5 protein-coding genes are annotated in these 5,188 nt (G+C 41.2%); all 5 read left to right on the top strand.

Going from position 1 to position 5,188, the window contains the following annotated elements; all coding sequences use genetic code 11:
* Positions 1 to 443 (top strand): hypothetical protein (locus tag H7U36_RS14825; protein WP_205156417.1); only part of this gene is annotated, 443 nt, incomplete at its 5' end.
* Between the two features lie 343 nt (positions 444 to 786).
* Entirely contained in the window at positions 787 to 1,401 is a 615-nt protein-coding gene (locus H7U36_RS14820) for a CHC2 zinc finger domain-containing protein (RefSeq protein WP_081958016.1), read from the top strand.
* Positions 1,340 to 2,719, top strand: coding sequence for a DNA primase family protein (locus H7U36_RS14815; RefSeq protein WP_081958015.1), 1,380 nt, complete (start codon positions 1,340 to 1,342; stop codon positions 2,717 to 2,719). Before H7U36_RS14820 ends, H7U36_RS14815 begins: the two co-directional genes overlap by 62 nt.
* A 268-nt stretch (positions 2,720 to 2,987) precedes the next feature.
* Entirely contained in the window at positions 2,988 to 4,175 is a 1,188-nt protein-coding gene (locus tag H7U36_RS14810; protein ID WP_147581176.1) for a tyrosine-type recombinase/integrase, read from the top strand.
* 356 nt (positions 4,176 to 4,531) lie between these two features.
* Positions 4,532 to 5,110, top strand: coding sequence for a hypothetical protein (locus H7U36_RS14805; RefSeq protein ID WP_197052611.1), 579 nt, complete (start codon positions 4,532 to 4,534; stop codon positions 5,108 to 5,110).
* The last annotated feature ends 78 nt before the right edge of the window (positions 5,111 to 5,188 follow it).

Here is a 5,188-nt window from a genome sequence, read left to right as displayed (position 1 = left end):
AGATGTGTATAAGAGACAGTAATATATTCATTCCTATGTTTCGGAATAAAGATGAATGGTCTATGCGAATATTATATTGTACGGTTCATAATACTTGGCTTGCAATTAATAAGATAATAAATCATTTAGAACAAAATAACCCTGATGGAATAAAAGATAAAATGTTTATCAAACATGTCCAAGAAGATTCGATGCTGTTTTCCTCGAATTTTAGAAATTGTATGATGCATTATGACTTGATTGACCGGAATGGCACCCCTGTAATTTTAAAAAAGTGGTATGCTCCAAATCAGCCGTTTTATGGACTTGTTGAAAGCTGCTATGATGGCATAACCTATGATTTATTTTATGATCAACTGTATAAATTATCAAAAGAACTAGAAGAATATTTGCTTTCGTACTTCACTGTAAATATAAAATCAATTCGTTGGAATTGGGATTAGTAAAAACGTGAGCAGAAAGAATAGTGTATAAATAGGATTATATATTACAGAATGAATACAGCTATTGGATGAGTAAGTCTGATGGCTGTATTTTTATATGCCGAACAATTTCTTGATTTTCTTGTAAAATTCAATCACTCCTTCCTAATTGAGTGAAGGGGAAAATATATAGGTTACAAAGATAAGGATTGGTTTTTGATGCATATGTTGTATATATACGAAATTAAAAAAATGATTCCACCTTGTAAAACCCCTCCACTGCCTGTTGGGTTAAGTGAAGGGGAAATTTATTTTTTCCTTTCAGAGACTGTGGATACGAGAAAGGAAGGGATACGAATTGAATATGTATGAAGCAGTAAAAGATACCGTTTCAGCCAGACAAGCGGCTGAATATTACGGGATTAGGGTAACGAAAAAAGGGATGGCATGCTGTCCATTCCACAGAGACAGACATCCCAGCATGAAGCTGGATCAAAGATTTCATTGTTTCGGATGCCAGGCAGACGGGGATGTGATCGATTTTGCAGCAAGATACTTTGGTCTGTCAGCAAGAGAAGCAGCCGGGAAATTAGCGAAGGATTTCGGAATCCGTTATGAAGAAGGACGTCCGCCGGACAGAGGCAAACGTAAAAATCCGGTGAAAGCAGCATCGTTGGAACAGAATTATGCAGAACTGGAACGGAATTGCTTTTCTGTGTTGAGTCAGTATCGGGAACAGCTGTCCTTCTGGAAAGAGCGCTTTGCTCCAAAGACACCCGATGAAGAATGGAGTTGCCGATTCTGTGAAGCCTTGGACAGACTGCCTAGAGTGGAGTATCTGATGGATGTGCTTTTACATTCACCGATGGAAGAACGGGTGGAACTGCTCCTGTCTGCCGGAAAGGAGATCGCTGGATATGCAGGAAGACTTCAAGAGTCTGAAGCCGGAACAGTTGGAAGCTCTGAAAACGCTTCTTAGCGGAATTCCTGCCGATTCTCCTGAATACGCGGACTGGTTTGACGGGAAAAAGATCGATGAGATCGCTCTCTGTGAATATATGCTGCGGAAGAAGGAACGGAAATGTATTCACGGCAAGTTCTATGATCTGGATGGTGAGATTGAGGATGACACTGTACGGAAAGAAATCTTAGAAGAGATTAGTCCATACCAGAAATCTAATGTGGCAAAGATGGTAGATCGGATTTTGAATACCTTAAAACTCATATGCCAGTGTGAAGCGCCTCCGGTCAGAGAAGACCGGGTTCATTTCCGCAACGGAACCTATCATCTGGACGGCTCTTTTACGGAAATCAAAGAATGGTCGATGAACCGGCTTCCGGTTCGTTATAATCCAAATGCCCCGGTACCGGAACGATGGCTGGCATTTCTGGATGATCTGCTGGATAAAGAGGATATCCCGGTTCTGCAGGAATTCATGGGATATGCTATGATCCCCAGCAACCGAGGGCAGAAAATGCTCCTTATGATCGGAAAAGGCGGGGAAGGCAAGAGCCGGATCGGACGGGTTCTCAGAGCCATTCTGGGTGACAACATGAATACGGGGAGCATCCAGAAACTGGAGAATGACCGGTTCAATCGTGCAGATCAGGAGGGAAAACTTTTGTTCATGGATGATGATATGAGGACAGAGGCCCTGCCATCTACCAATAATATCAAGAGTATTGTCACTATGGAGGATAAGATCGATCTGGAACGGAAAGGGGAACAGAGTGTGCAGGGGTATCTGTACGTGAGAATTATCTGTTTCGGAAATGGTTCCCTGAAATCCCTGCATGACCAGTCCTATGGCTTCTACCGGAGACAAATCCTGCTGATGACGAAGGACAGGACAGCCGACCGGAAAGACGACCGCTATCTGGGCGATAAACTGATCCGGGAGGCAGAAGGGATCGTTTTATGGTGTCTGGAAGGTTTGCAGAGGCTCGTAAAGAACGGTTTTGAGTTCAGCATCAGCGATCAGGCAAAACAGAATCTGGCAGACTTGATGGAAAATGAGAATAATATTATCTCTTTTCTGAATTCATCAGGCTATGTCCGTAGGGAAAAAGAGACCTATGCCAGTTCCAGACAACTGTATATTGCTTATCGGAAATGGTGCGATGACAATCTGGAAAAGCCAAGGGCTGAGAATACATTTAAAAAATATCTGAATGAGAATGCCCGGAGTCTGGGACTCACATATGATAAGAACCTTCCCAGCGAAAACGGGAAAACCGTAAGAGGATTCCGGGGAATCCATGTACTCATCAATACAAAACAGTACAGATTTTTTTAGGCGGTTCAGGCGGGTAAAAATGAGTCTGATCTATTTTATCTGAAATTTATTTTCCCAAAGAATAAAAATAAACCGCCTGAACTGCCTGAAAGCTTGAAAAATAAAGGAAAACTGCAACTTTTAAACTGCCTGACAGGTGCCTTAAAAGTGCCTGACGGCACAGAGGATTCCTCTCCTCGTTTGAAAGGAATATGTGGAAGGAGGAAGTGATTGAACAATAGAAAGAAAAACGGCAAATGATGTATTGCAGTATGCGCTTGAAAACGGTATGATTGACTTAGCATACGTGCAAGAACAGATAGAAATGAATAAAAGAAAGGAATTGATAGAAAATCATCCCTACAGTATATGGCAGGGAAAAGACGGTAAATGGAGAACGTATCTTCCTGATGAAGAAAAGGAACGGAAAAAAGCGTTAAAAAAGCGCAATACCAGAAAAGAGATCGAGGATGTGGTCGTAGCTTACTGGAAAAGTCAAATCCCATCGTTGCGGAAACACACCTTTCAGGATGTATATCTTATGTGGCGGACAGTTCAGGATCAGTTAGTCAGTGATAATACGGTAGCAAAGTACGAAACTGATTACAATCGCTTTTTCAAAGATACTGATTTCGCACAAAAAGATATAAAGCATATCAGCAGTGATGATATTAAGATTTTTATGGTCCAGACCATCAAACGTTTGAATCTTCAGAAAGAAACCAGCAGAAAACTTTTTGGATATATTACAAATACTGTTTTTTACGGGCGAAAAGAACTGGGGATAGAAAATAATCCTGTTGAGTTTATCAAGGCAAAAGATTTCTATTCCTATTGCGCTGAGAAATATAAACCGGCAGAGAAAAAGATTATTGCGAAAGATGATATGAAACTGCTCCAAAAACAATTCGCAGATGATCATGCAGCAAAGCCAAATTACATTCCGACCTATGCAGTAGAGTTTGCCAGCTTGACGGGTATGCGCGTCGGCGAGATTGTGGCATTGAGATGGGATGCTATTAAAGAGAATTATATCGTAGTTGATAAGTCTGAGAAATCAAACCGAAGAAAAGATATATTTTATATTGACAGCACAAAAAATAAAAAGGTACGTTTCTTCCCTATGACTGCGGAAATCAAAAAGTTGTTGCATAAAATCTACATGATTGAAAAAGAATATGGCTATTTGTGTGAATGGGTTTTTGCCAATGAAAACGGTCGGATACATGCTAAAACGATTTCATCTTGTATCAAAACAAAATGCAGACAAGTTGGAATTGATCAAAAGGGCATACATGCCTTCCGAAAGACACTAAATTCAAATATGCGGTGCAGAGGAGTTTCTTCTACCGTTGCCGCTTCCATCCTTGGACATAGCCGAATGGTAAATGAGCAGTATTATACCTTTGATGTGACAGGAATTGCAGAAAAAGCAAAGATTCTTGAGGAAATCAACGTAGAAACCTGTGCAATGTAAGTGTTACCTGATGTGTTACCTCTTGAGATCGCCCCGGTAAAAACTCAGTAAAATCAAGGACTCTGAGGACAAACCGTGGGCGTAGAGGTCGCAGGTTCAAATCCTGTCACTCCGATCTATCCCTCGTTTTTACGAGGGATTTTCTTTTTTCTAAAATCAGAAAACCGGTTGCCTTTTCATTTTCAATTCTGTGAATACAACCGCCATACATCCGCTTTCAAAGGTATGCAGAGACAAAAAAGCTGCATATCTTTTTTATTGCACAGTTCTAAAAACAGAATTATACTGTGAACAGCAACTGCTAAGCAAAAGATAAATGATCAAAAATATTCGAGCATTTAGGCGAGGTGGAAATTATGGAAAAAATAAAGCTCATCCCCTTAGTGGGTATGGAATTTAGTGATGCAAAAATTGCGTTGGCCTCTTCGCAAAAAGATGTGAAAAACCTGTTTGGAGAACCTTATAGTACACGGAATCATTCCCTGTTCTATTTTAACAACGAATTGCGATTTGATTTTGACGATGACGGAAGCATAGAATTCATTGAGTTTTTAGGAGGATTTGACGGGAAGCTGCAGCCGGTCATCTATGGCGTCTCTGCCTTCCGGACCCCAGCAGATACCTTGTACAATGTACTCAGCAAAGAAAATCAGGGAGAGATTGACGATAGCGAAGACGGGTATTCTTATGGGTTTCTGAATATCAGCGTTGGAGTATATCGCCCCTCCGTTCCCCAAGATGTGGAGGATCTGATCGCGGAAGCCATTGCGGACAAAAAACCGATGGATGAAGCCGAAATCGAGGACGAGATGAAAAAAGCAAACTATTGGGCCACTATCGGCAGGTCTTTCCCCTTTATCCCAGCAAAACCATTGCGAAAGTGTGTCCTTCCAGGTTACAATTTACACAATTCCCCACCAGTACCATTAATTTGAGGAGGGTGTCCCAAAAGTCACGAAGTGACTGAAAGGACACCCGACTATAAAAAAGGAGAACGGTTACCACGCCGTTCT

This window comes from Faecalicatena fissicatena, assembly GCF_016900595.1.
Lineage (GTDB): Bacteria > Bacillota > Clostridia > Lachnospirales > Lachnospiraceae > Claveliimonas > Claveliimonas intestinigallinarum.
This window is presented reverse-complemented; position numbering and strand designations above follow the sequence as displayed.

Bases quoted from the DNA above. Each gene is read 5' to 3' on its own strand.
- H7U36_RS14810 (WP_147581176.1), top strand. From the start codon at position 2,988: ATGATTGACTTAGCATACGTGCAAGAACAGATAGAAATGAATAAAAGA.
- H7U36_RS14820 (WP_081958016.1), top strand. From the start codon at position 787: ATGTATGAAGCAGTAAAAGATACCGTTTCAGCCAGACAAGCGGCTGAA.
- H7U36_RS14805 (WP_197052611.1), top strand. From the start codon at position 4,532: ATGGAAAAAATAAAGCTCATCCCCTTAGTGGGTATGGAATTTAGTGAT.
- H7U36_RS14815 (WP_081958015.1), top strand. From the start codon at position 1,340: ATGCAGGAAGACTTCAAGAGTCTGAAGCCGGAACAGTTGGAAGCTCTG.